The organism is Vibrio sp. A8-1 (assembly GCF_013048685.1).
GTDB lineage: Bacteria > Pseudomonadota > Gammaproteobacteria > Enterobacterales > Vibrionaceae > Vibrio > Vibrio metschnikovii.
The window spans coordinates 1-24,432 of the sequence record NZ_VHTC01000033.1 but is presented as its reverse complement, the minus strand read 5'-3'; the positions used below and the strand labels follow the sequence as shown (position 1 = coordinate 24,432).

General features: G+C 43.3%; 24 protein-coding genes and 1 tRNA gene. 19 read left to right on the top strand and 6 right to left on the bottom strand.

Annotation, left to right across the window (positions count from 1 at the left end):
- The first annotated feature begins 55 nt into the window (after positions 1–55).
- Both gltX and FKN93_RS14375 read left to right on the top strand, forming a co-directional pair.
- Positions 56–1,480, top strand: a complete 1,425-nt coding sequence (gene gltX / locus FKN93_RS14380) for a glutamate--tRNA ligase (protein WP_158144780.1) — start codon at positions 56–58, stop codon at positions 1,478–1,480.
- Positions 1,481–1,860: 380 nt separating this feature from the next.
- Positions 1,861–2,844 (top strand): OmpA family protein, encoded by a 984-nt coding sequence (locus FKN93_RS14375; protein WP_154170385.1) that lies wholly within the window; start codon positions 1,861–1,863, stop codon positions 2,842–2,844.
- 48 nt (positions 2,845–2,892) lie between these two features.
- Here FKN93_RS14375 and FKN93_RS14370 read toward each other — a convergent pair whose 3' ends face one another.
- From FKN93_RS14370 to FKN93_RS14360, 3 genes are all read right to left on the bottom strand, one after another.
- Positions 2,893–3,399 (bottom strand): hypothetical protein, encoded by a 507-nt coding sequence (locus FKN93_RS14370; protein ID WP_004394700.1) that lies wholly within the window; start codon positions 3,397–3,399, stop codon positions 2,893–2,895.
- Positions 3,400–3,547: 148 nt separating this feature from the next.
- Positions 3,548–3,624, bottom strand: a tRNA-Arg gene (locus FKN93_RS14365).
- A 98-nt stretch (positions 3,625–3,722) separates the two neighbouring features.
- Positions 3,723–4,868: a flagellar assembly protein FlgT gene (locus FKN93_RS14360; RefSeq protein WP_004394701.1), complete on the bottom strand. Its 1,146-nt coding sequence runs from the start codon at positions 4,866–4,868 to the stop codon at positions 3,723–3,725.
- 160 nt (positions 4,869–5,028) lie between these two features.
- Between FKN93_RS14360 and FKN93_RS14355 the strand changes: the two genes are divergently transcribed.
- Together FKN93_RS14355 and flgP are read left to right on the top strand one after the other, a co-directional pair.
- Positions 5,029–5,664 carry a FlgO family outer membrane protein gene (locus FKN93_RS14355; protein WP_004394702.1) on the top strand — a complete coding sequence of 212 codons (636 nt, stop codon included), beginning with the start codon at positions 5,029–5,031 and terminating at the stop codon, positions 5,662–5,664.
- Positions 5,665–5,673: 9 nt separating this feature from the next.
- Complete coding sequence (gene flgP / locus FKN93_RS14350) at positions 5,674–6,111, top strand: flagellar assembly lipoprotein FlgP (protein WP_170905387.1); 438 nt, start codon at positions 5,674–5,676, stop codon at positions 6,109–6,111.
- A 144-nt stretch (positions 6,112–6,255) separates the two neighbouring features.
- Here the strand turns inward: flgP and flgN are convergent, their stop codons facing one another.
- The 3 genes from flgN to flgA all read right to left on the bottom strand — a co-directional run bounded on the left by flgN (position 6,256) and on the right by flgA (position 7,921).
- A complete protein-coding gene (flgN, locus tag FKN93_RS14345) occupies positions 6,256–6,681 on the bottom strand; it encodes a flagellar export chaperone FlgN (RefSeq protein WP_161438695.1) in 426 nt (141 codons plus the stop codon).
- 48 nt (positions 6,682–6,729) lie between these two features.
- Complete coding sequence (gene flgM / locus FKN93_RS14340) at positions 6,730–7,050, bottom strand: flagellar biosynthesis anti-sigma factor FlgM (RefSeq protein WP_170905386.1); 321 nt, start codon at positions 7,048–7,050, stop codon at positions 6,730–6,732.
- 103 nt (positions 7,051–7,153) lie between these two features.
- Entirely contained in the window at positions 7,154–7,921 is a 768-nt protein-coding gene (gene flgA / locus FKN93_RS14335; protein WP_004394706.1) for a flagellar basal body P-ring formation chaperone FlgA, read from the bottom strand.
- Positions 7,922–7,977: 56 nt separating this feature from the next.
- On the opposite strand from flgA, the gene FKN93_RS14330 reads away from it, so the two are divergent.
- The 15 genes from FKN93_RS14330 (at position 7,978) to FKN93_RS14260 (ending at position 24,303) form a co-directional block, all read left to right on the top strand.
- Positions 7,978–8,904: a chemotaxis protein CheV gene (locus tag FKN93_RS14330; RefSeq protein ID WP_170905385.1), complete on the top strand. Its 927-nt coding sequence runs from the start codon at positions 7,978–7,980 to the stop codon at positions 8,902–8,904.
- A 10-nt stretch (positions 8,905–8,914) separates the two neighbouring features.
- On the top strand, positions 8,915–9,742 hold the full coding sequence (locus FKN93_RS14325; RefSeq protein WP_170905384.1) for a protein-glutamate O-methyltransferase: 828 nt from the start codon (positions 8,915–8,917) through the stop codon (positions 9,740–9,742).
- Between the two features lie 256 nt (positions 9,743–9,998).
- Entirely contained in the window at positions 9,999–10,394 is a 396-nt protein-coding gene (flgB, locus tag FKN93_RS14320) for a flagellar basal body rod protein FlgB (protein WP_170905383.1), read from the top strand.
- Between the two features lie 4 nt (positions 10,395–10,398).
- Complete coding sequence (gene flgC / locus FKN93_RS14315; protein WP_004394709.1) at positions 10,399–10,815, top strand: flagellar basal body rod protein FlgC; 417 nt, start codon at positions 10,399–10,401, stop codon at positions 10,813–10,815.
- A 16-nt stretch (positions 10,816–10,831) separates the two neighbouring features.
- Entirely contained in the window at positions 10,832–11,539 is a 708-nt protein-coding gene (locus FKN93_RS14310; protein ID WP_004394710.1) for a flagellar hook assembly protein FlgD, read from the top strand.
- 28 nt (positions 11,540–11,567) lie between these two features.
- Entirely contained in the window at positions 11,568–12,872 is a 1,305-nt protein-coding gene (flgE, locus tag FKN93_RS14305) for a flagellar hook protein FlgE (RefSeq protein ID WP_170905382.1), read from the top strand.
- A 274-nt stretch (positions 12,873–13,146) separates the two neighbouring features.
- Entirely contained in the window at positions 13,147–13,896 is a 750-nt protein-coding gene (gene flgF, locus FKN93_RS14300; RefSeq protein ID WP_004394712.1) for a flagellar basal-body rod protein FlgF, read from the top strand.
- 16 nt (positions 13,897–13,912) lie between these two features.
- Positions 13,913–14,701 carry a flagellar basal-body rod protein FlgG gene (gene flgG / locus FKN93_RS14295; protein ID WP_040904110.1) on the top strand — a complete coding sequence of 263 codons (789 nt, stop codon included), beginning with the start codon at positions 13,913–13,915 and terminating at the stop codon, positions 14,699–14,701.
- A gap of 27 nt (positions 14,702–14,728) precedes the next feature.
- A complete protein-coding gene (flgH, locus tag FKN93_RS14290) occupies positions 14,729–15,508 on the top strand; it encodes a flagellar basal body L-ring protein FlgH (RefSeq protein WP_040904730.1) in 780 nt (259 codons plus the stop codon).
- Between the two features lie 82 nt (positions 15,509–15,590).
- Positions 15,591–16,676 (top strand): flagellar basal body P-ring protein FlgI, encoded by a 1,086-nt coding sequence (locus FKN93_RS14285; protein WP_040904112.1) that lies wholly within the window; start codon positions 15,591–15,593, stop codon positions 16,674–16,676.
- Positions 16,677–16,686: 10 nt separating this feature from the next.
- Positions 16,687–17,613 (top strand): flagellar assembly peptidoglycan hydrolase FlgJ, encoded by a 927-nt coding sequence (flgJ, locus tag FKN93_RS14280; RefSeq protein ID WP_170905381.1) that lies wholly within the window; start codon positions 16,687–16,689, stop codon positions 17,611–17,613.
- Between the two features lie 302 nt (positions 17,614–17,915).
- Entirely contained in the window at positions 17,916–19,841 is a 1,926-nt protein-coding gene (gene flgK, locus FKN93_RS14275; protein WP_154170399.1) for a flagellar hook-associated protein FlgK, read from the top strand.
- Between the two features lie 12 nt (positions 19,842–19,853).
- A complete protein-coding gene (gene flgL, locus FKN93_RS14270; RefSeq protein ID WP_004394718.1) occupies positions 19,854–21,047 on the top strand; it encodes a flagellar hook-associated protein FlgL in 1,194 nt (397 codons plus the stop codon).
- Between the two features lie 496 nt (positions 21,048–21,543).
- A complete protein-coding gene (locus tag FKN93_RS14265) occupies positions 21,544–22,683 on the top strand; it encodes a flagellin (RefSeq protein ID WP_170905380.1) in 1,140 nt (379 codons plus the stop codon).
- A gap of 486 nt (positions 22,684–23,169) precedes the next feature.
- Positions 23,170–24,303 (top strand): flagellin, encoded by a 1,134-nt coding sequence (locus FKN93_RS14260; protein WP_154170401.1) that lies wholly within the window; start codon positions 23,170–23,172, stop codon positions 24,301–24,303.
- Positions 24,304–24,432 lie beyond the last annotated feature (129 nt).

Genomic DNA, 24,432 nt, shown 5'->3' with positions numbered 1-24,432 from the left:
CAAAATTTCGCTCATGCCAAGCTTTGGCTGAAGTTTATGAAAAAGGTAATCAATAATGACGGTTAAAACTCGTTTTGCTCCAAGCCCAACAGGCTATCTACACGTAGGGGGCGCTCGTACCGCTCTATATTCTTGGCTCTATGCGAAGAGTCAAGGTGGTGAATTTGTTCTACGTATTGAAGATACCGATCTCGAGCGTTCTACTCAAGCGGCAGTCGATGCGATTCTTGAGGGGATGACGTGGCTGGGCCTTGAGTGGGATGAGGGGCCTTACTATCAAACGAAGCGTTTTGACCGTTACAACCAAGTTGTTGAACAGCTATTGGCTGAGAATAAAGCTTATAAGTGTTACGCCTCCAAAGAGTTGCTTGATGAGATTCGTGCCGAGCAAGAAGCGAACAAAGAGATGCCTCGTTATGATGCCAATCACCCTAAAATCAAAGCGGTGAATGAAGCTGCAAAAGAGGGCGATCCATGCGTGATTCGTTTCCGAAATCCCAAAGAAGGCAGCGTAATTTTTGATGATAAAATCCGTGGCCGAATTGAAATTCGTAACGATCAACTGGATGATTTAATTATTCGTCGTACCGATGGTTCACCGACGTATAATTTCTGTGTCGTGGTAGATGACGTCGATATGGGGATTACCCATGTGATTCGCGGTGAAGACCATATCAACAACACGCCTCGTCAGATTAATATTTATCAGGCGATGGGAGCGACGATTCCAACATTTGCTCACTGTGCGATGATTTTGGGCGATGATGGAGCCAAATTATCCAAACGCCATGGTGCGGTGTCAGTGATGCAATATCGTGATGAAGGTTATTTGCCAGAAGCGTTGATCAACTATTTAGTGCGTTTAGGATGGGGACATGGCGACCAAGAGATTTTTTCTCGTCAAGAGATGATCGATCTGTTTAGTCTCAATGCCATTTCTAAATCGGCTTCGGCTTTTAATACCGACAAGCTGTTATGGTTGAACAATCACTACATTAAAACCTCAGATCCTGAGTACGTCGCTAAACATTTAGAGTGGCATTTTACTCAGCAAGGTATTGATAAGCAGCAAGGTCCAGCCCTATCTGAAGTGGTTAAATTAGTTGGAGAGCGCTGCCATACCTTGGTTGAGCTGGCAGAACAATCGCGTTATTTCTACCAAGATTTCACTGAGTTTGATGCCGATGCCGCGAAAAAACATTTACGCGGCGTTGCCAAAGAGCCACTGGCATTGGCATTAACCAAGATTAACGCATTACCAGAATGGAGTGTTGACGCGTTGCATCAAGTGATTGCTCAAGTGTGTGAAGAGCTGGCTATTGGTATGGGTAAAATTGGTATGCCATTACGAGTCGCGGTCACCGGTGGTGGGCAATCACCTTCTGTTGATGCGGTTATGCATTTAATTGGTAAAGCGCGTGTAGTACAACGTATTCAAATGGCATTAGATTTTATTGCAGAGCGTGAAGCAAACGCATAACACGATTGAGAATAATCCATAGTGTTGAAACCGCGGCCGATTGAAGCTGCGGTTTTTTTTATGGAGCAAGTTTGTTATCAGCGCATTAACGATTATTAACCCCTTTTAATTTGGTTAATCTCTATTTTTTGTGTGTGTTGTTGCTTATTTTTAATTCACATGACATTGGTTTAACATTCTTCAGGTATTATGAATCTGGCGGTTGATAAATGACCTTGGTTAATAGATATTAAACCGTGGGTTACTCAACGGCACCTCTCGATGAGTAATAGATATAGCAGTGGTCCGTTTGGTAACGGAGGCCTTAGCGTTTTGTTGTTGGTTAGCTACAATCCGGTTTGGTCATGCTAATGATAATAATTAGTCAAAAGGAAAGGATTATGAAAAAGTTAGTGGCGATGATATCAGCGTCTTTAATGGCGGCGTCTTCTTCTGCAATGGCAGACGTATATTTAGGCGGCAAATTAGGACAAACATGGTTGAATGATTCCTGTCGAGCTGGTGAGGTTTGTGAAGACAGAGATACCAGTATGGGGGCTTTTCTTGGTTACAACCTAAATGAATGGTTAGCCGTGGAAGCGGGTTATGACATGCTTGGCAAATTTACTGGTATCGGATTGGCCGATGATAGAGTGAAAGCGATTACTTTGGCGCCTAAGTTTACTCTTTCTTTATCACCAAGTGTCGGTGCTTACGCTAAGCTCGGTGGTGCTTACGTCGATTATGGTGATGAAAGTGACTACTCGTTTCTTGCTGCTGCTGGCCTAGAATTTAATGTCAGCCCAAATGTTTCCTTACGCACGGAATATCAAGTTTTAACGGATATCAATAACGATCAAACCAGAGCAGAAGCTAACACCGTGTCACTTGGTGTGAGTTACCGTTTTGGTGCCGCAGCCCAACCGACTCAAGTGGTTGAAAGTCGCCCCGTCACGGTGATTGAAGAAGTGATTGTTGTTGAAGAAATCGTAGAAACTGGACCTGTGTTCGTCAATAAAACCTATGACTTCCAACGACTTGATAGCAGCAGTTTTGCTTTTGATAGTGTTAGTTTAAATCAAGAAAGTAAACAGCAACTGACTAAGCTGGTTCGTTTTTTAAATCAATACCCGCAAGCTAAGGTAGTAATTACTGGGCACACTGACGCTACTGGTCCTGCAGCATACAACCAAACGTTATCAGAAAAACGAGCGAAAGCCGTTGCGGATGCGTTAGTTGAGCAGGGTATCCAGCCATCTCGCTTGACTTGGCGAGGAGAAGGGGAGACGAATCCTATCGCTTCTAATAGTACAGCGGAAGGACGTGAGCTTAACCGTCGGGTTGACATCACTATTCCAGAGTTTGATTATCAAGTTAAACAATAATGATGTAGTTGATTAATACAGCAAGAAAGCTCACTTCGGTGAGCTTTCTTATTTTAAGTCGATACTGTTTAAGCGGCCCATAAAGATCAAAATATCAAGGCAATCTTTATAAGCATCCAATAAGGCTTTTTTGGTCTTCGTATAAGCGGCAAGTTTACCGTGTTTACTGATTGAACAAACGACACTTCTAAAGGTACATTCACCTTGCTCATTGTAATCACGCCAGGCGGCGATATAGCAAGCGTCACGATAGTTTGGATTTTCTTTAGTGGGTCTTGGCTTATAAATAATTTTCGGTTCCAGGCTATGTGGCAATCGAGTCATGAGGTACGGATCTTTGAGAATTCGTCGCCAGTGTTTGCCCCACATTTCACGCCCTAGCTCATTACGCAGTTTAATGGCTTTTTTTAAGCCTTTTTCTTCCCCTAAACGGATATAACCGACTGATCGGTGTAACACGGTATCATCGGGAGTGTGGATGTGAACTTTATAAGCCGTTTTCGCTTTTGAGATAAAGCGATGGCCAGTATTCGTTTGGAGATTACTTTTTGTCATGCCGATTACGCTATAGAGTTCTTTGTTAATAATAAGAGTAGGCCAAAAATAATAGAGACAGTCAATTTAGTCTAGAGGAATAAAAAAAAGCTTCATCAACGTCAGGTCAACATTGTGCGAAAAAATGGCAGGGGACAACGAACAATCTTGGCGCTCCCGACTGGAGTCGAACCAGTGGCCTGTCCCTTAGGAGGGGACCGCTCTATCCTACTGAGCTACGGGAGCTTTGATTAATTTGGCGCATTAATTGTATCTCATCAATACGCCAAATTGTGCATTTTTTTGATGGTATTCGCTGATTGAATGACCAGTTAGTCACGAGATTATTCTAAAAATGACACTTGTTTATGCATAACATCACCAATCTGAATGCTTGACGCCAGTTCAGGCTGATCAACCGTCAACTCTGCATTTTTTTCATAGACGCGCGAGACGGTTAAGGTGATATCACTTTGTGACACCTTATTACGAGGCAAACCGTTCTGATCGATAAACGATCCTGTATGCCAAAGTTGTAATTTATCCCCTTCTTTCACGCCATGAATACGACCTAGATCGATACTGACGGTTTGCCCAAATTTAGCGACGACTTCTGGTAAGGTGATTTTACAAGAGATTTCAGATTCGAGATCCAGCATAATGTTCCGGCTGACCCGTAACAACATTTGACCATAGGTAGATGCCCAAAAACGGGCGCTACGAGTATCGACTTGGCTAGTTTTTGCAAACGGCCAGCTCGCAACTTCTCGATAATTTCTTCTCAAGATTTCACTGCCCGTTTTGCCATCAAAGACTTGCATTTCGAGAGCAAACTGACGATTAATAACATCATCTCGCAAAACCTTCTGTTCAATCGTTGCTGTTAAATCATTAATCACCCCACCGATAATATAGTGAGCCCCGGTATCTTGTGCGATCATTTGTATGCGAGTCGGGTTGCGATGATTGATATCGTAATCAGTGGTTCCAACAGAGACAAAGCTATGAGATTGCTGAGCGATTTGTCTATCGAGGACATCAGCAAAATCATCACCGATGGTGTAAATTTGTCCCATCACCGCTTGTTGTGGCGAAGCAAGATCAATATTGCCGACTAAAAAGGTCTTTTTGTATTGTTCTTTGTGGCAAGCCCTTGCCGATGGATAAATGTCGATACGAGCCGTAACCTTCATGACATTGCCACGAACCTTACGATTTTCAACGGAGATATAACGAACTTCATGGTTATTAAACAAATATTCCTTTCTATCGGTTTCGAGTAAAGGCATTAAATGACTAATACTACCAATATCTGCCCCGGCAAAATTCACCGCCTTATACAGCGCATCTTCCAGAGCATGCAATCTAGCGACCTCTTCAGAGGAAACGATCGTTGCGGTGCCAGTCACTTCGTACCAAGCGGCATGACTTTTGGTGGCAAAAAAAGCCATGAAAAGCATTGAGATTAAAAAAGAAACATTTTTTTTCATTATTAGTTACCAGTTGGGTATAAATCTTGCTTAGTAAGTGTTAGCTGATGTAGGTGCGCAATTCTGAATCAAAGACAGATTGAGAAAAGCAAAGAGCGTTCCAGTTTTGTCAAAACGGGTGAACGGGACGATAGCCTTAGTATATCTGGAGATGAAGAAAATGAAAAAATGGCTTGGTTTAGTACCGGTAGTCTTTTTGACGGCGTGTGCTTATGCGCCAATTTATAATGGTAAAGAGCCGTATTCTGGCTCACAATTTATGTTAATAGAAAGTCCACGCCATACGTTGGATTTCTTTATTGATAGTTTGACAGAAGATCTCGTTCAGTCCAATACCAGTGTGACGGCTCGTACCCCGATCGCGGTGACTTCGTTTGTGGATCTACAAGATATGGATACCACCAATTGGTTAGGTAACTCTGTATCTGAAGGATTAATTCATCAGTTTCAACGTCGCGGCTTTAAAGTGGTAGATTTTAAAACCACAGGGACAATTCAAGTTACTCGCCAAGGAGACTTTGCTTTTAGTCGAGACTGGAAAGATTTGGCTCAAGAGCAAGAAATTCAATACGTATTAACGGGTACTATGCTCCGTCAAGAAGGGGGAGTATTGGTTAATGCTCGAGTGGTTGGTATGCAATCGAGAATCGTGGTTGCGACTGCTCAAGGTTTCTTGCCGGCCGATCGTATTGGACGTGACTTAGATACTTTGAATACCATTCGCACTCAAGACGGTGTACTTATTCGTTCTGATCCAACAATGACTCGTCCATACAGTGTTATCTTGCGCCCTTAGGAGAATATGATGAGATCACCATTACTTTTTTTTCTGACCATCGTCATATTGCTCACCGGTTGCCAGCCATTGCAGGCGATGCGTGAAGATGATTGGTTGACGGCAGTCGGTTATGCCAGCATCAGTGAGCAACGAGGCCGTGATGATGAGGAAAAGCAAGTGCGAGCAATGCGTGCTTCTAAAATAGATGCTTACCGTGAATTGGCTGAACAAGTTTATGGTATGCGAGTTAGTGGCCGAGCCGATTTACATGATCAACGTTTAGGTACTGAACTGACCTCAGGTGCAGTGGATGGTGTGATTCGAGGCGCAGAAGTGGTTCGCAGTTATAAAGTTGGCGATAGCTATGTAACTGAACTGCGGTTAGATATCCGTAAAATGGATCGATTACGCAGTTATGGCGAAGTTCAGCAGGTCCCAGAAAAACGTCAACAAACCTTATTTTAACTCTTTTCTTTCTCCAGAATATACGAAAGTGGCTGCAAATACTGTGGCCGCTTTTTTTATGCTGTGGGTTTGAGTTGGCAAGCTATCAGTGACTTTAGAATAGTGGCGAGTAAAAAATGGTAGGTAAAAACGGCACGGGGATCATCAAGCTTTAAGGTTGGTGCCTAAGGTAGAAACGGTATGAGTTTGACCTGTCGCATTGTAAGTCATGCCGATTTTGCCGTGACTTTGCTGCATCAAATTATTCAGCTTATTAAAACTGACTTGTGCTCTTGCCAGTGCTTCACCATTCACTAGGTTGGCTTGCTGACAATCGTGAATAATCGAACGAATTTGAGTCATTGTACTATGTAAATATTCATCTTCCGTGAGCTGATTAAGATGGGGATGACTCGCGATACGTTGATCGGTTTGCTGTAATCGATTGATCAAGGCTATCTTTTGTTTCGCTGTTGATTCTATATCAGTAGAAACACGGCTGGTAATGGCTATTTTTTCTTGTTCCAATACCACTGAAAGCTCTTGAGCATTTTTCAATTGGAATGCGACTAAATCGTTTAATGCTGCCATAAATCAACCACCTTGACGAACGGGTTTGATTTGAAAGTCGGTTGATGGTTAAAAACCACCCAACTCTTTCTCAAACTTAATCATATTATCTGCGAGCTTTTCGGCATCAACGACATAAGAACCATTCGCTATGGCTTCTTTTATTGCCGCTACTTTTGCCGTATCAAAGCTGGGTGTTGCGGCCATGCCACTGTGCATTTCACCAATGGCTTTGCCTTGGGTACTTAGTGATACCGCATCTTGTTGAGATGATTGTGAGCGAGCGGCACTCGATGTTGATGATGCTGCTGTATTTGTGTCTGAACGAGCAGGTGAACGATTCGTTGTAACCAACGATTGACCTGAGCGTATGTTATCAATACCTGCCATAAACGAGCCTTTAAAATTGATCTATAGGTACCGTCATATCGACGGAGAGAGAGAAAACTTTAGTGCTTTGTTTACTCAACGATAAAAAATGATCGTAAAGGGCTTAAAATTGCACGGTAACTTCCCCCATTCCGCTCACTTGTGCATCTATTATACGGTTTGAACGATCATTTTTCACTTTTATCTGCTCTCCTAGGTTACCATCAGAGAGAGCGGTGCCTCTAGTTGTGATATTCATCCCGTTACTAATGGCTCTGATCAACACGCTTTCATTTCTACAAACGACACAAATATCATTACGATTGATCACGTCACCCAATTGTAAGTTTCTTTTCGTTTTTGCTCCAATTACCATATCTTGTGAGGAAAATCCTTGCCGTCGAAAGCGAAGCAGATCTACCATACTAAGAGTAATATCATTTTGCGTAATCGTTTGTCCTCTGGATAAGGCATTAAGCGCCGTCACCATAGGAACGGTCATCGTCAGTCTCACGGGAACATAAATTCGCCAGTTATCTGCTGGGCATTCAACCAATACAGTGATATTACTAGCAGAGCCGCTATGAGATGAAGACGATGTCTGTAGCTCATTAGGACAATCGGTAGCAAAGATCCTAGGATCAATGTTGGCCGCATTGACGACCAGTTCACCGCCTATTGGCTTATCGACGGTGTTGATGACATGACTTTCGGCTGCTCGCTGAATCTGTTCGATTTGCTCTGGCGTTGCAGAAAAAACCGAGAGACTAAAGAAAAATAATAAAAAGCCGATAGAGTTATAAAAAAAGTGGTAGAACCCTCTACACTTAGTTGGGGAATGGGAAAATAAACGGGTCTTCGAATTCATAGTTCGTTTCTCTGATTTCTTCATAGCCTGATTTAGACTACCACTTTTTTCCTATAAAAGTTTGAGATGGAGATGAGCTTATGACGGGTATTCTTGATTCTGTGAATCAGCGTACGCAACTTGTTGGTCAAAACCAACTAGAATTATTGACTTTCCGTCTTAACGGGCGTCAACGTTATGGTATTAACGTATTTAAGGTTAAAGAGGTTCTGCAATGCCCGAAGCTCACTGCCATGCCAAACTTACATCGCCTAGTTAAAGGTGTTGCTCACATCCGCGGTCAAACGGTCTCTGTGATCGATCTTAGCTTAGCCGTCGGTGGCCGTCCAACGGTTGATGTAGATAAGAGCTTTGTGGTTATCGCCGAGTTTAACCGTTCGATTCAAGCTTTTTTAGTTAGCTCCGTTGAGCGAATCATCAATATGCGTTGGGAAGCGATATTGCCACCACCTGAAGCGGCAGGCAAAGGCAATTACCTTACTGCCGTTACTAATATCGATAATGAGTTGGTTGAAATTCTTGATGTAGAAAAAATCCTCGCTGAAATCGCCCCGGTCAACGAAATTATGAATGCATCGATTGGCGAAGATATTGCTCATGCTGAGCAAGAAAAACCGATTGTACGCCGAATTCTTATTGCTGATGACTCAAGTGTGGCACGCAAACAGGTGCAAAGAGCGATTGAGTCGATTGGTTTTGAGTGTATTCTAACCAAAGATGGCAAAGATGCTTATGAAAAGCTGTTAAGTATGGCTAAAGAAGGCAGTATCTATGAGCAAATCTGTTTAGTGATTTCGGATATTGAAATGCCTGAGATGGACGGCTATACCTTAACTGCAGAGATTCGACGTCATAATGAATTAAAAAATTTATATGTTATTCTCCATTCGTCACTGAGTGGAGTATTTAACCAAGCAATGGTTGAAAGGGTCGGTGCCAACTCTTTCATCGCTAAATTCAATCCCGATGAGCTTGGCAACGCGGTGAAAGCTGCGCTAGTAGAATAAAGAGAACTACATGACTGCTATTACTATCAGCGATCAAGAGTATCGCGATTTTTGTCGGTTTTTAGAGTCTCAGTGCGGTATCGTGCTGGGCGACAGTAAACAATACCTAGTGAGAAGTCGTCTTAGTCCACTGGTCAATAAGTTTAAGCTCAGCTCATTGTCTGATCTGTTGCGCGATGTTGTGACGGGCAGAAATCGTGAATTGCGAGTCGCTGCGGTCGATGCAATGACCACGAACGAAACCTTGTGGTTTCGAGATTCATACCCTTTCACGGTGTTGGCTGAACGTTTATTGCCTGAAGTTGCGAAAAGCAAAAGACCGATTAAAATCTGGTCTGCGGCGAGCTCTTCAGGTCAAGAACCTTACTCGATGGCGATGACGGTCTTAGAGGTTCAGCAAAAGCGCCCGGGTATGCTTCCGAGTGTGGCGATAACGGCGACCGATATTTCCAGCAGCATGCTAGATATGTGTCGATCAGGAATTTACGATAATCTAGCACTCGGCAGAGGGTTGTCGCCAGAGCGTCGTCGGGCTTTCTTTGAAGAAAACGGTGATGGACGAATGAGAGTCAAAGATAACGTAAAAAAATTGGTTAACTTTCGGCCTCAAAACTTAATGGAAAGTTACGCCCTTTTGGGTAAGTTCGATATTATTTTTTGTCGTAATGTACTGATCTACTTTGCACCGGATATGAAATCAAAAGTACTGAATCAGATGGCGAGTAGTTTAAATCCTGGTGGCTATTTATTGCTCGGAGCTTCAGAGTCATTGACTGGGCTGACGGATCGTTTTGATATGGTTCGCTGTAATCCCGGTATTATTTATAAGCTAAAATAAACACAACAGATTGATTCTGGTAAACCCGGCAGTATGCCGGGTTTTGTTTATCATTAAGCTCAATATGGCTAAATTCTTGCTTTAACCTAAAGTCGTATCATTGGCCTTTTCTTTTAGCAGCATGTTCTATGATAGTAAGACAGACTAAAGTACCCCAGCGTGTGATGAACCACTAATTTCCTAAAGCATCTAAAACTTGGTACGTAATTTGCTTTTTAAATCAAGTAACGGTCGGTTCTTAGTAAAGAGGCAAAACATGACTATTTCTTTTGATAAAGCACTCGGTATCCATCAACACACAGTTGGTGTTCGTGCACGCAATGCAGAAGTGATTGCGACCAATATTGCACAATCGAACACTCCGGGCTTTAAAGCAAAAGGAATGGACTTTGATCGAGCATTAAAGGCGGCAAGTTCAGGGGCAAGCATTAGTCTTAGCCGTACGGACGGTCGGCATATTCCTGCCTCAAAAACGGTGACAGGGGAAATGCTTTACCGCATTCCGACTCAACCGGATACCGGAGATGGCAATACGGTCAATGTTGATTTAGAGCGTAACCTCTTTATGGAAAATCAACTGCGCCACCAAGCCTCTCTAGAGTTCTTAGGCAGTAAGTTTAAGAACCTATCAAAAGCGATTAAAGGGGATTAATTAGATGAGCTTATTTAATGTATTCAATGTGACTGGTTCTGCAATGAGTGCTGAATCTGTTCGTCTAAATACGACATCCAGTAACTTAGCGAACGCAGACAGTGTCAGTAGTTCGGCGAAAGAAACGTATAAAGCCCGTCACGCGGTGTTCGGTGCAGAGTTAAATAAAGCTCGTTATCATCGTGACCCCAATGTTCCGGTAAAAGTGTTAGGGATTGTCGAAAGTAATAAGCCGTTAAATGCGGAATACAATCCCGATCATCCTTTGGCCAACGATGAAGGCTTTATTTATAAGCCCAATGTTAATGTTATGGAAGAAATGGCCAATATGATTTCTGCTTCACGTTCTTATCAAACAAACGTTCAAGTGGCCGATGCAAGTAAACAGATGCTGCTGCGTACGCTGCAGATGGGTCAATAAGGGTAGGAGGTAGCAAATGGCTGGCATTAATAACCTTGGTCAAAGCGGCTTGTCCTATATAGACCAACTGAAAGCGCTACAAGAGCAGAAAAAGCCCACGGAGACGACTGGGCAACAAGAGTTGAAACAAGAGGATTTTCTCTCGTTATTGACCAAACAGTTGGCACAACAAGATCCATTTAAACCCGTGAGTAACGATCAAATGATTGCTCAAATGGCCTCTTTTGCCACCGTTGATGGCATTGGCAAAATGAACGGTCAATTTGAAAGTTTAAACTCGGCAATGACTTCTAATCAGGCGCTACAGGCTTCGTCGCTAGTAGGACGAGATGTTCTGGTTCCCGGTTCTGCTGGAATGAAGTCGGATGTTGGCGGCATGGCGGCAATGGTCAAATTGCCTCAAGCAGTACAAAACTTATTCATTCGCATTGAAAATGAAGCTGGCCAATTGGTGCGTACTTTTGATGTTGGTGCAAAACCTGGCGGTGATAATCGTGTCGAGTGGGATGGTAATGATGAAAATGGAAATCCATTACCTGAAGGGCGATATCGAGTCAGAGCCTCGGGTTTGCTCGGTGGTGAGAATGCCGAATTTGGCGTATCAACCTACGCGAATGTTAATAGTGTTCTACTCGGTAAAGGCGACGGTAATGTACTGCTCAATCTTGCTGGTTTTGAATCACCAGTACGACTTGCTGAAGTACTAGGAGTTGGCAAAGCATAATTATGCTCGCCAAACAGGAGAATTTGTTATGTCATATATATCGTTAAGCGGTCTTTCTGCTGCTCAATTAGATTTGAATACCACCAGTAATAATATTGCCAACGCGAATACCTACGGCTTTAAAGAGTCGCGGGCTGAGTTTGGTGATGTGTATTCAACGTCGCTATTTACCAATTCAAAAACTACACCAGGCCAAGGTGTTCAGGCGAGTAAGGTTGCGCAACAATTTCACGAAGGGTCGAGTATTTATACCAATAACCCAATGGATTTGCGTATTGCCGGTACCGGATTTTTTGCAGTTGCTAAAGATCGCTTAATCCCTCAGCAAAATGAATTGACTCGTAACGGTGCATTTCACCTCGATAAAAATAACTTCATGGTCACCTCAAACGATCAATATCTATTAGGTTATGAAGTGAACCCTGATAATGGAGAAGTTCTATCTTACGAGCCTAAGCCGATCAATATTCCGGCTCAGTTTGGTAAACCAAAGCAAACCGGCAATATAGAACTCTCAGCTAATTTACCTGCGAACGGTGATTTAAAAGATCCTGCGCTGTTTGATATTACTGATCCTGATACTTACAACCGCACCACGTCATCAACCATTTATGACTCAATGGGGCAACCTTATAAGCTCACCACCTATTATTTAAAAGATCAAAATGAAAATAATAAGTGGAATACCTACTATACGGTTACCGATAAAACCGGTGAAAAACCACTCAATATTGCTGGTGGGGATGCGGTTTCTCCAAATGGCCATGTGGGGCATACATTACGCTTTAACAATGATGGTACCCTAGCCAGTTTAAATAGTGGTAATCCGATTGTCTCAGTGGCATTTGATCAAGGGGATAATCCCATCGATATGAATGGAGCCGATGGTACACAAACTTTAGCGTTCAATCTTAACCAAGCGACTCAATTTGCTGCGCCATTTGAATTAACGAAGTTTGATCAAGATGGTGCGACCACGGGCTTTTTGACCAAAATCGATTTTGATGAGTACGGTAGTGTACTTGCCACCTATTCAAATGGACAAAATGTGACCTTAGGTCGAGTCGCGATGGTTCGAGTGGCTAATGAGCAAGGTTTGGATAAAAAAGGTGGCACGCAATGGGATTCTACTCAGCAATCTGGCGTTAAAATTTGGGGTGAATCAAGCAAAGGCTCATTTGGTACTATCAGTAATGGTGTGCTTGAGCAGTCAAACATTGATATGACCCAAGAGCTGGTGGATCTTATTTCTGCACAGCGTAACTTCCAGGCTAACTCGCGGGCTTTAGAAGTGCATACTGGATTACAACAAACGATTTTACAAATCCGTTAATCCTAGATTTATTCGATTCAACATGCCTAAGTTGCTTTGTCTACTTAGGCATGTACTTCTTCCTTCGTTTTTTCTCTTCGTTCGACCTTCACTAGTGATCTTTAGGTAGAACGGCATGCCACATGGCATCCTCTGTCTTCTCTTGCCGTTAAATTGCCGCTTTTCATTGCGCAATTGTCATTTTATCTTCCTTAAATTACTGATTAATAAGTGTAAAAATAATGGCACGCCAATTGCTTATTTATGATTAATTAATGATTGTGGAGAACGTCTGATGGATCGCGCACTGTTCCTTGCCATGAGTGGCGCTAAACAAAATATGCAGGCGATGCAGCTAAGAGCCAATAACCTTGCTAACGTCAGTACTACGGGCTTTCGAGCTGATTTAGAACAAGCGCGTTCAATGCAAGCGTATGGTGAAGGGCTACCTAGTCGCGTATTTAGCATGACAGAGCGCCCAGGGCACCGCTTTGACCAAGGCAGCGTGATCACCACAGGACGAGAACTCGATATTACCATTCAAGGTGATGGCTGGATTTCAGTATTAGATAAAACTGGCAATGAAGGTTTAACGCGCAGCGGTAATCTACGCATTGATCAAAATGGCTTATTACTTAATGGTAATGGTCATTTAGTGTTAGGTGAGTTGGGTGCGCCGATTACTTTGCCAATCCCGTTGAATAAAGTAGAGATAGGTAATGACGGCACTATCTCGGTTCGTCCACAAGGGGCACCTGCCGATGCGATGGAAATCGTTGATCGTATTAAATTGGTCAAGCCTGATAATCGTTCTTTATTCAAAGATATTAATGGCTTATTTCGAGCCAAAGATCCTAATGCAGAATACGTAGCCGATGCCACAGTGAAAGTGTTGACTGGCGCTCTTGAGGGCAGCAACGTCAATGCAGTGGGAGAGATGACCAACCTGATTGATTTACAGCGTCAGTTTGAAATGCAAGTCAAAATGATGAGTACGGCAGAAGAGATGGACAAAGCGTCTGACTCTTTACTGCGTATGAGCTAAGTGAGAGGAATTTAGTATGCAACCTGCATTATGGATAAGTAAAACGGGTCTAGATGCCCAGCAGACCAATATTGCCACCATCTCAAATAACTTAGCTAACGCCTCAACGGTGGGTTTTAAAAAGAGTCGAGCGGTATTTGAGGATCTGTTTTACCAAAATATTAATCAGCCTGGCGGTCAGTCTTCACAAAATACGGAGTTACCGAGCGGGTTAATGTTAGGAGCCGGGGCGAAGGTGGTAGCAACTCAAAAAGTTCACACTAACGGTAACGTCCAGACCACTAACAATAGCTTAGATATGATGATTGAAGGCGATGGCTTTTTCCAGATTCTCATGCCGGATGGCAATATTGGCTATAGCCGTAACGGTCAATTTACTTTGAACGCGGAAGGCGCGATCGTGACTTCTGGAGCTGGTTATTTAGTACAACCAGAAATCGTCGTTCCTGAAGATGCTATCTCGATCACTGTGGGCAATGACGGTGAAGTTTCGGTGCGTTTACGTGGTCAGCAAGAGAACCAAGTCTTAGGACAGATCACCATCGTGGATTTCATTAACCCAGGCGGTTTAGAACCTGTTGGGCAAAACCTATATTTACCGACGGGGGCCAGTGGCGATCCACAAGAAGGCGTTCCTGGTTTGGATGGGCTTGGCAATATCCGTCAATCTATGTTGGAAAGCTCTAACGTCAATGTTACCGAAGAGTTGGTCAACATGATTGAAGCGCAGCGAGTCTATGAGATGAACTCTAAAGTGATCTCTTCTGTGGATCAAATGATGAGTTTTGTTAATCAACAACTCTAATCACTGACTAACTAAGAGACTATGATGATGAAACGTATACTCAGTTTAGCCTTTGTGGCATTACTTTCAGGATGCAGTTTATTACCCGCACCCCTTGAAACGGCAGATGTGGTGCAAGGCACAACGGTAGTCGATGCAGTTGAGGGTGATCGATCGTCTGACGGTAGCACAGGCTTACTTGATACATTACGTAACCGAAATGATCCGGTTGCTGGTGACCCTGCTTGGGCTCCTATTCATCCGAAAGCCAAACCTGAGCATTATGCTGCTGAGACTGGTTCATTGTTTAATCTCGCTCGAGCAGTGAGTTTATACAGTGATGCTAAGCCGCGAGGGATTGGCGACATTATTACTGTGACGTTGAATGAAAACACCAAGGCGACCAAAAGCGCGGATGCTAAATTAACTAAAAATAATGACGCATCGATGGACCCACTCAGTGTTGGTGGTCAGGAGCTGACCATTGGTGATTACAACTTCTCTTACGCTTTGAAAAATAACAATCAATTTTCGGGTAGTGCGCAAGCAAACCAAAATAATAATTTACAAGGTTCGATTACCGTTGAAGTCATTGATGTTTTATCTAACGGCAATTTAGTGGTTCGAGGCGAAAAGTGGTTAATGCTCAACACGGGTGATGAATACATTCGTTTAAGTGGCACCGTGCGTCCAGATGATATTGGTTACGACAATACGATAGCGTCTAATCGTATCTCTAATACTCGAATTCAATACTCCAGTACCGGATCGAATCAAGATATGCAAGAGCCTGGATTCTTGGCACGATTTTTTAATGTCTCTTTATAGTATGACAATATAAGTCGATTTTTTGACACGATAAAATGATCACATGGCGATGCGTATCCACATTGAGAGAAGGTCAACGATGATGAAAAAAATTTTATTGCTCTTAATGGTGTTCATGGCAAGCAGTGCTCATGCGACGCGAATTAAAGATGTTGCACAAGTAGCCGGTGTGCGTAGTAACCAATTAGTCGGGTATGGTTTAGTGACGGGGTTACCCGGTACAGGAGAATCAAACCCGTTTACTGATCAAAGTTTTCGCGCCATGCTGCAAAACTTTGGCATTCAATTGCCGCCTGGCACACGAACCAATACCAAAAACGTTGCCGCAGTCATGTTGACGGCGGAACTGCCTCCGTTTACGAAGCAAGGACAGACAATTGATGTCACCGTATCGTCGATAGGCTCAGCGAGCAGTTTACGTGGTGGTACATTGACACAAACTTTCTTAAAAGGACTGGATGGCCAAGTGTATGCTGTGGCTCAAGGCAATTTAGTGGTCAGTGGATTTAGTGCGACTGGAGCGGATGGGTCAAGTTTGGTTGGCAACAACCCAACGGTTGGTATGATTTCTAATGGGGCGATAGTCGAGCGAGAAATTCCAACGCCTTTTGGTCGTGGTGATTTTATCACTTTTAATCTTTTCCAATCGGATTTTACGACGGCACAACGAATGGCCGATACCGTGAACCAATTTTTAGGCCCAGATATGGCCTCAGCCATTGATGCAACTTCAGTACGCGTTCGTGCACCTCGAGAAGTCTCGCAAAGAGTGGCTTTTCTTTCTGCAGTAGAAAACCTTGAGTTTGAACCTGCGGATATGGCGGCAAAGATTATCGTCAATTCACGAACCGGAACGATTGTGATTGGTCAGCATGTACGTTTAAGACCCGCCGCTGTGACTCACGGCGGTATGACGGTGGCGATCAAAGAAAACTGGGGCGTTGATCAACCCAATCCTTTTGCTGGAGGAGAGACGGCGATCATTCCCGATACAGATATTGAAGTCGTTGAGCAGCAAGGAAAAATGTTTAAGTTAGAAACCGGAACGACTTTAGATGAATTGGTCAGGGCTGTGAATGAAGTCGGGGCTGCTCCGTCAGATTTAATGGCAATTTTACAAGCATTAAAACAAGCTGGTGCCATTCAAGGTCAGTTAATTATTATCTAAGGAGTTCGTGATGGTGAATAACCCCAATGATATCGGCTTTATTCATGATATCGCCAGCCTAGATAAATTACGTCAACAAGCACTCAATGGTGATGCTGGCGCTGAAAAAGAGGCACTGACTGCCGCTGCAAGACAGTTTGAGGCTATTTTTACCACCATGATGTTAAAGTCGATGCGCGATGCGAACTCAGCGTTTAAATCGGATTTATTCAGCAGTAATAACGAAGATTTTTATCGACAAATGCAAGACGAGCAAATGGTCAGTCAGTTAAGCGCCTCAGGTTCGTTAGGCTTGGCCGATATGATTGTTGCACAGCTGACGGCGGCAGATAATGTCGCACCTACCGATCAAGATAACGACCGTTTCCAAGAGGCGATGAATCGCGTCCAACAAGCGCGATCGGTGGCGGCTGAGCGGCCCAATAATAGCGTAGTGGCGGCATCTTCATCACCGGCTCATGAATACCGTTTTGATTCACCACAATCTTTTGTCACATCACTCAAACCTTACGCCGATAAAGCGGCACAAGCGTTAGGTATTGATGCTTCTTTACTGCTTGCTCAAGCTGCTTTAGAAACCGGTTGGGGACAAAAAATGGTCAGTAATGCCCGTGGAAGCAGTAATAATTTATTTAATATTAAAGCTGATAGAAGTTGGCAGGGGCAGCGTGTTGCCACTCAAACCTTAGAATATTACGATCAAACTCCGGTTATGGAAAAAGCCGCTTTTCGCGCTTATCCAAGCTTCCAAGACAGTTTTGATGATTATTTACGCTTTTTAGAAAATAATCCTCGCTACAGCACCGCCTTAGAGCATGGTGGAAGTAGTGAAGCGTTTATTCATGGTATTCATCAAGCTGGCTATGCGACCGATCCTCATTATGCAGATAAAGTATTGCGAGTAAAAGTGCAGATCGATCAAATGGATAACAGCTAATGCTCATGGGGATTCACTCACTTGCTGCCTACCTGTAATTCCAAGTCGTTTGGGTATATTGGATTTTTTCTGACTTGGCGATCATTCACTTAGCGCAATAAACATCCTTTCATTTCGTACCTTATTGAATATAGAAATAGGCTTTGGCTGGTTGGCCTCGCAACCAGTTTCTTCTAGCGCTTCAGTTTTATCTTTTATATTTCCTCTAGTTAACTAACCTCATTCATTGGCATAGTTATTGCTTTTATAAGTAGTAATGGGGTCAGTAACGACTGGCGTTAATCGGTTTTTTGGGGGCAAGTATGGCGTCTGATCTTCTGAATCTTGGTGCGCAGAGCGTATTAACGGCTCAGAGACAACTCAATACCACGGGTCATAACATTGCGAATGTTAATACCGAGGGTTACAGCCGTCAGTCTGTGATCCAAGGGACCAATGCACCTCGCCAACTCGGTGGTCAAACCTATGGGATGGGCGTACATGTGGAAAATGTTCGCCGCTCTTGGGATCAGTTTGCCGTTAAAGAGCTGAATCTTGCCACAACCAACCACGCTTTTAATAGCGATACCGAAGAAAACTTAGATATGCTCTCTAAGTTACTCTCTTCTGTTGCTTCTAAGAAAATCCCCGAAAATCTTAACGAATGGTTTGATTCAGTAAAAAGTTTAGCCGACACCCCCAATGATGTCGGGGTGCGCAAAGTTGTGCTCGAAAAAGCGAATCTTGTTACTCAAAATTTGAATGATTTTCATGAAACCGTGCGACGTCAGTTTGATATCACTAATAAAGGACTCGACGTTGGTATAGAGCGAATCAACCAGTTAGCGTTAGAAATACGTGATTTACAGCGGCTAATGATGCGTGTGCCTGGTCCACATAATGATTTGATGGATGAGCATGAAAAATTAGTCGCTGAACTTTCCCAATATACCAAAGTAACGGTAACACCCCGTACCAGTGCTGAAGGTTTTAATATTCATATTGGTAGCGGACATACCCTTGTCTCGGGAACGGAAGCGAGTCAATTAAAAATGATTGACGGTTATCCAGATGTCAAACAGCGTCGCTTGGCAGTCGTTGAAGGAAATACATTAAAGTCTATTTCTGAAAAAGAGATCGGCGGAAAGATGGCTGCGCTATTTGAAATGCGTGATCAACATATTCCTGGATTACTGGATGAAATCGGTCGTTTATCAATTTCTTTTGCTCATCAGGTCAACGAGTTACAAAGCCAAGGTTTAGATCTGCGTGGTAATGTTGGTGGGCTGCTTTTTTCCGATGTTAACTCTGAAGTCAATGCTCGTTCACGTATTGCCACAGCCAGTGATTCGAATGCTGATATTCGAGTGTACATCGATGATCTTAGTCAGTTAAAAGGTGGCGAGTTTGCTCTGTCTTATACAGGCAGTCATTATGTGGCGACGTTACCAGATGGCAAGCAACAGATCCTCGCACTTAATCAAGGTAATCTTTATTTAGATGGCTTGCGTATTCAGGTCAATACTCCACCAGAAATTGGTGAGCGAGTCATCGTTCGCCCAACCCGTGATGGCGCCGCTCAGATTCAGATGGCAACCAATGATCCGACAAAGATTGCCGCCCAAAGCTATCAAGCCTCGACTTCTTTTGCTCAAGGGCGTGCCCAATTTCAAATTGACCAAGTTGGTGATATCAAAGAGTTTGAAGCTTATCTTGTCCCTAATACAGGTGCTGGCGATCATGAGATGCAAATTCGTGTGGTGGACAAAAATGGCCAGTTGCTCGCAACGCAACCTTATTTATTTAATGACGACCAATCAAAGTTACCGATAGTTATCCCTGCTCAACAAGCGAGTGGTCAACCGACCGTCTTTACCCTGACTCGAGGGGCGATTGAGAATGATAAATTTACCGCCAATTTAAATCCGGCGGAAGGTGATAACGGTAATTTACGCAAGATGATTCATCTACAAACCACCAAAAAAATGAATGACAATGAGTCAACCATTATCGGTTTGTATCATAACTTGAATACCGATTTCGGTTTAAAACTCTCGACTTCGACTCGCTTAGCCGATGTGGCTCGTTTAGAAAAAGAGGCGGCGGAATCGCGTATTGGTTCAGTGTCTGGGGTTAACTTGGATGAAGAAGCAGCCAATATGATGAAGTTTCAGCATGCTTATATGGCCTCATCGCGCATCATGCAGGCTGCAAATGACACGTTTAATACCATTTTGCAGCTCAGGTAGGGGGACAAGTAAATGTTAAATCGAATTTCTAGCTTCCATAACTATCAGTCGGTGCAAAACGATTTACGTCGCCAAGAAAATAAAGTTCATCACAACCAAGCGCAATTAGCTTCGGGAAAAAAGCTTTTGTCTGCCGGAGATAACCCACTCGCGACGCATTACATTCAAAATGTAACACAACAAGAAGAGCAGTTGCGCCAATACTTAGATGCCATTGTACTGGTTCGTAATCGTCTTGAGCACCAAGAAGTGATCATTTCTAATGCCGAAGAGTTTACCGATAAAGCCAAGCGTATGGTCATGGAAATGATCAACGGTTCATTATCTCCCGAAGATCGTGAAACTCAGGCGCGGCAAATTCAAGAAATTGCTAATAACTTTTTGAATCTTGCCAATGTACAAGACGAAACGGGTAATTTTATTTTTGCGGGAACTCGGCCGAAGAACCAACCTTTTTTTCGAGATAATCAAGGTAACGTGACCTATTACGGTGATGATTATCAGCGAAAAATGCGCATCTCCAATAATTTAGAAATGCCCTTCAATACCCCAGGCAACCAAATGTTTATGGATATTAATAATCCATTTGGTGATTTTGAACCTGAGTATGCATTACAAGAAGGATCGGAATTATTGCTTGAGCGGGCAACGAACAGTGATGACGGTGATAATGCCAGCTATACGGTAACGTTTGTGGATATGCTCAATGGCGGCTTTGCTTATCAGTTAGAGCGCGATGGTGAGGTTGTCGAGGTTAATGACTTTGATCCAAGAACAGGGGTTCAATATCAAGGTCTCACTATTAATATCAAAGGCAGTATCACAGCCGGAGACAGCATCACTCTGAATCCACGTAAAACATTTACAGTATTTGATAGTTTTAAAAAAGCCATTGAGTACTCGAAAGGTTCTGTTTCCGATGCTTCAACCACTGGCAAGCTTCATCAAATCACCGAAGAATTACACACTGCCTTTATTCATTTAAACCAAGTTCGTTCGGATGTCGGTGCTCGATTGAGCACCTTAGATCTACAAGAAGATCAGCATGAAGATTTTAAAATCAGTCTGGCTCGCTCGAAGAGTCAGTTTGAAGATCTCGATTACTCGCAAGCAGTGATTGAATTTAATGAAAACTCGAGAGCGCTGCAAGCCTCTCAATTGGCGTTTGGCAAAGCGAAAGATTTAACCCTATTTAATTACCTTTAGAGGTTAGTGAGAATCGCTTGCTCAGCATCATTAAGTCGTTGTTTGAGTTCGGGACAAGAACTTGTTTCTCTCGAACAACGCTTAACCTCGAAAGGTTAATAAATCCTATCTTTGTGCCTTATGTGCTATGCCATCAGTGCGAAAAGAGAGGTGTTTTTTTGCTTTAAATCTCATCTTGTCTTCGGTCGGCTTTCCTTTGCCAGTCGACAGCAGGCGGAGCGGCAAAAAAAAGCGGCAACGGTATGTTATCAGTGCTGAACGAAAGAGAGTTTTGTAAATAATTGAAACTAACTTATTGATTATAAAGGTTTAAAATTTTCATTGAGTTCGTTTGAAAAGTTGGCATGTTTATTGGATTAATTTAAACAGAGTGAATACCACCCGATCTTAAATATACCTTAGGGTGTATTTGGCAAGTGATTTACGGTCAGTGCTTCCAAGAGAGTAAAGCTGACCGCTTCGCAAAAAACTTGCGGACTCGATAGGAGAGCAAAATATGACCATTAATGTAAATACCAACGTGTCGGCAATGACCGCTCAGCGTTACTTGACCAAGTCGTCCAACGATTTAAATACCTCGATGGAGCGTCTTTCTTCTGGTAACCGTATTAACAGTGCCAAAGATGATGCGGCAGGTTTGCAAATTTCAAACCGATTGATCGCTCAGTCTCGTGGTCTTGATGTGGCAATGCGTAATGCTAACGATGGTATTTCGATTGCTCAGACCGCTGAAGGAGCAATGAATGAGTCAACCAGCATTCTGCAACGTATGCGTGATTTGGCCCTACAATCAGCCAACGGAACCAACTCAGATGCCGAGCGTCAAGCACTTAACGAAGAGTCGGTTGCTCTGCAAGATGAGTTAAACCGAATTGCAGAAACGACCTCTTTTGGTGGTCGTCGATTGCTCAACGGGTCATTTGGTGAAGCATCATTCCAAATTGGTTCTAGTTCCGGTGAAGCGATCATCATGGGCTTAACCAGTATCCGTGCCGATGACTATCGGATGGGCGGACAATCTTTTATTGCTACTGAAGGCAAAAACAAAGATTGGGGCGTCGATCAGACGGCAAACGATTTGAAATTAGAGTTCACCAAAAAAGATGGTCAAGAAGTGACATTAGATATCTTAGCCAAAACCGGTGACGATATTGAAGAGCTCGCAACTTACATCAATGGTCAGACTGACTTGCTCAAAGCCTCAGTCGACGAAGATGGTAAGCTACAGATTTTTGTTGCTGAACCACACATTGAAGGTGATTTAACCATCTCTGGAGGCTTAGCGACTGAACTTGGTTTAGCCGGTGGTCCTGGAGAGAAAACGACCGTGCAAAATATTGATATGCGCACCGTTGGTGGCTCGCAAAACGCAGTCGGTATCTTAGATGCAGCGCTCAAATACATTGACTCACAACGCGCGGATTTAGGTGCTAAACAGAACCGACTCAACCACAGTATTAATAACTTGGCCAACATCCAAGAGAACGTCGAAGCCTCGAAGAGCCGGATTAAAGATACCGACTTTGCGAAAGAGACGACTCAGTTGACTAAGTCACAAATATTGCAGCAAGCAGGAACGTCAATTCTTGCTCAAGCAAAACAGTTGCCAAACTCTGCAATATCATTATTGCAGTAGTCCTGGGAGGCGGCATTAATAAGCTCAGACGTGAGTATGTAATCCGCAACCTTGGCAAGGTATGGTTGTTAGAACAGTATAAGCTCTCTCAGATACGCCTGTTTATACTAGGAAAATAACCATACATTATGGTTAGCCATAATGTGTTCATTTCTCTTGATCTCCACATTGGCAATGGCTGCCAACCATAGCCCCGGTTCTCTCAAAGGAAAAGGGGCTTTTCTTTTTTCTGCCAATCCATTTCTCATCCCCCCCGGCCATTACCGCTAAATCTTGAGCTATTTATGTCTTTTTCGGTTGGTTTTGCGTCTTATGCCTCAGTTTCTTCTTTCTAAGTCGCTTAATTCACCTTGCTCAATAAATCCCCTAAAGGAATCGTCGTTTGAGTCGCTATTAAAGATACTTTGAGAGAACTACGTGGTTATCCGAGACGTCGGAAACCGTTCGGCAAGTTCCGCTACGTCTAATATTAATAGGAGACCAATTATGGCGGTAAATGTAAACACTAACGTGTCAGCGATGACGGCACAGAGGTACCTGAACAGTGCAACCAGTGCACAGCAAACGTCAATGGAACGTTTGTCTTCAGGTTTTAAAATTAATAGTGCGAAAGATGATGCTGCAGGTTTGCAGATCTCAAACCGTTTGAATGTGCAAAGTCGTGGTTTAGACGTTGCTGTTCGTAACGCGAATGATGGTATTTCCATGGCACAAACCGCCGAAGGCGCCATGAATGAGACCACCAACATTTTGCAACGGATGCGGGATCTTTCTTTACAATCTGCGAATGGTTCAAACTCAAAATCTGAGCGTGTCGCTATCCAAGAAGAAGTCACGGCACTTAATGATGAATTGAATCGTATTGCAGAGACCACCTCATTTGCGGGTAATCGTCTATTGAACGGTACTTTCCAAACGAAGTCGTTCCAGATTGGATCTCAGAGCGGTGAAGCTGTGATGCTGACCATGAAAGACATGCGTAGTGATAACGCGATGATGGGAGGAACCAGTTACGTTGCGGCGACTGAGGCAGATAAAGATTGGACGGTTAGTGATGGTAGTAATGATTTAACTTTAACCTTGACCGATATTAATGGCGATGAGCAAATCATTAATATTACCGCTAAAGTCGGTGATGATATTGAAGAAGTTGCCACCTACATTAATGGTCAAACTGACTTAGTACAAGCCTCAGTCAATGAGAAGGGGCAGCTACAGGTCTTTACGGGAAATAATGATGTCACTGGCGCCGTCGCTTTTAGTGGTGCATTAGCTACCGAGCTGGATATGCAAACGGGTCAAGCGATCACTATCGATACAATTGATGTAACGACCGTTGGCGGAGCGCAAAAATCGGTGGCCGTTGTTGACGCGGCGCTTAAGTATGTTGATAGTCATCGTGCAGAGCTAGGTGCGTTCCAGAATCGATTCGGCCATGCAATTAATAACTTGGATAACATTAATGAAAATGTTAATGCGTCTAAGAGCCGGATCAAAGATACCGACTTTGCTAAAGAAACTACGGCACTGACTAAATCACAGATTTTAAGTCAAGCGTCGAGCTCAGTCTTAGCTCAAGCGAAACAGGCACCAACGGCGGCACTCGCGCTATTAGGTTAATTAACCTGAACTCTGGATAAGAAACTGAGCTGGCAGAGGAACTAATTGCTCGTTCCCCGATCTGATCATTCGACCAAAAGGAACAGATACCTCCAAGGAAAGAGCATGGACAAATTAATTGAAACCTTC

Bases quoted from the DNA above. Each gene is read 5' to 3' on its own strand.
- gltX (WP_158144780.1), top strand. From the start codon at position 56: ATGACGGTTAAAACTCGTTTTGCTCCAAGCCCAACAGGCTATCTACAC.
- FKN93_RS14375 (WP_154170385.1), top strand. From the start codon at position 1,861: ATGAAAAAGTTAGTGGCGATGATATCAGCGTCTTTAATGGCGGCGTCT.
- FKN93_RS14370 (WP_004394700.1), bottom strand. From the start codon at position 3,399: ATGACAAAAAGTAATCTCCAAACGAATACTGGCCATCGCTTTATCTCA.
- FKN93_RS14360 (WP_004394701.1), bottom strand. From the start codon at position 4,868: ATGAAAAAAAATGTTTCTTTTTTAATCTCAATGCTTTTCATGGCTTTT.
- FKN93_RS14355 (WP_004394702.1), top strand. From the start codon at position 5,029: ATGAAAAAATGGCTTGGTTTAGTACCGGTAGTCTTTTTGACGGCGTGT.
- flgP (WP_170905387.1), top strand. From the start codon at position 5,674: ATGAGATCACCATTACTTTTTTTTCTGACCATCGTCATATTGCTCACC.
- flgN (WP_161438695.1), bottom strand. From the start codon at position 6,681: ATGGCAGCATTAAACGATTTAGTCGCATTCCAATTGAAAAATGCTCAA.
- flgM (WP_170905386.1), bottom strand. From the start codon at position 7,050: ATGGCAGGTATTGATAACATACGCTCAGGTCAATCGTTGGTTACAACG.
- flgA (WP_004394706.1), bottom strand. From the start codon at position 7,921: ATGAAGAAATCAGAGAAACGAACTATGAATTCGAAGACCCGTTTATTT.
- FKN93_RS14330 (WP_170905385.1), top strand. From the start codon at position 7,978: ATGACGGGTATTCTTGATTCTGTGAATCAGCGTACGCAACTTGTTGGT.
- FKN93_RS14325 (WP_170905384.1), top strand. From the start codon at position 8,915: ATGACTGCTATTACTATCAGCGATCAAGAGTATCGCGATTTTTGTCGG.
- flgB (WP_170905383.1), top strand. From the start codon at position 9,999: ATGACTATTTCTTTTGATAAAGCACTCGGTATCCATCAACACACAGTT.
- flgC (WP_004394709.1), top strand. From the start codon at position 10,399: ATGAGCTTATTTAATGTATTCAATGTGACTGGTTCTGCAATGAGTGCT.
- FKN93_RS14310 (WP_004394710.1), top strand. From the start codon at position 10,832: ATGGCTGGCATTAATAACCTTGGTCAAAGCGGCTTGTCCTATATAGAC.
- flgE (WP_170905382.1), top strand. From the start codon at position 11,568: ATGTCATATATATCGTTAAGCGGTCTTTCTGCTGCTCAATTAGATTTG.
- flgF (WP_004394712.1), top strand. From the start codon at position 13,147: ATGGATCGCGCACTGTTCCTTGCCATGAGTGGCGCTAAACAAAATATG.
- flgG (WP_040904110.1), top strand. From the start codon at position 13,913: ATGCAACCTGCATTATGGATAAGTAAAACGGGTCTAGATGCCCAGCAG.
- flgH (WP_040904730.1), top strand. From the start codon at position 14,729: ATGAAACGTATACTCAGTTTAGCCTTTGTGGCATTACTTTCAGGATGC.
- FKN93_RS14285 (WP_040904112.1), top strand. From the start codon at position 15,591: ATGAAAAAAATTTTATTGCTCTTAATGGTGTTCATGGCAAGCAGTGCT.
- flgJ (WP_170905381.1), top strand. From the start codon at position 16,687: ATGGTGAATAACCCCAATGATATCGGCTTTATTCATGATATCGCCAGC.
- flgK (WP_154170399.1), top strand. From the start codon at position 17,916: ATGGCGTCTGATCTTCTGAATCTTGGTGCGCAGAGCGTATTAACGGCT.
- flgL (WP_004394718.1), top strand. From the start codon at position 19,854: ATGTTAAATCGAATTTCTAGCTTCCATAACTATCAGTCGGTGCAAAAC.
- FKN93_RS14265 (WP_170905380.1), top strand. From the start codon at position 21,544: ATGACCATTAATGTAAATACCAACGTGTCGGCAATGACCGCTCAGCGT.
- FKN93_RS14260 (WP_154170401.1), top strand. From the start codon at position 23,170: ATGGCGGTAAATGTAAACACTAACGTGTCAGCGATGACGGCACAGAGG.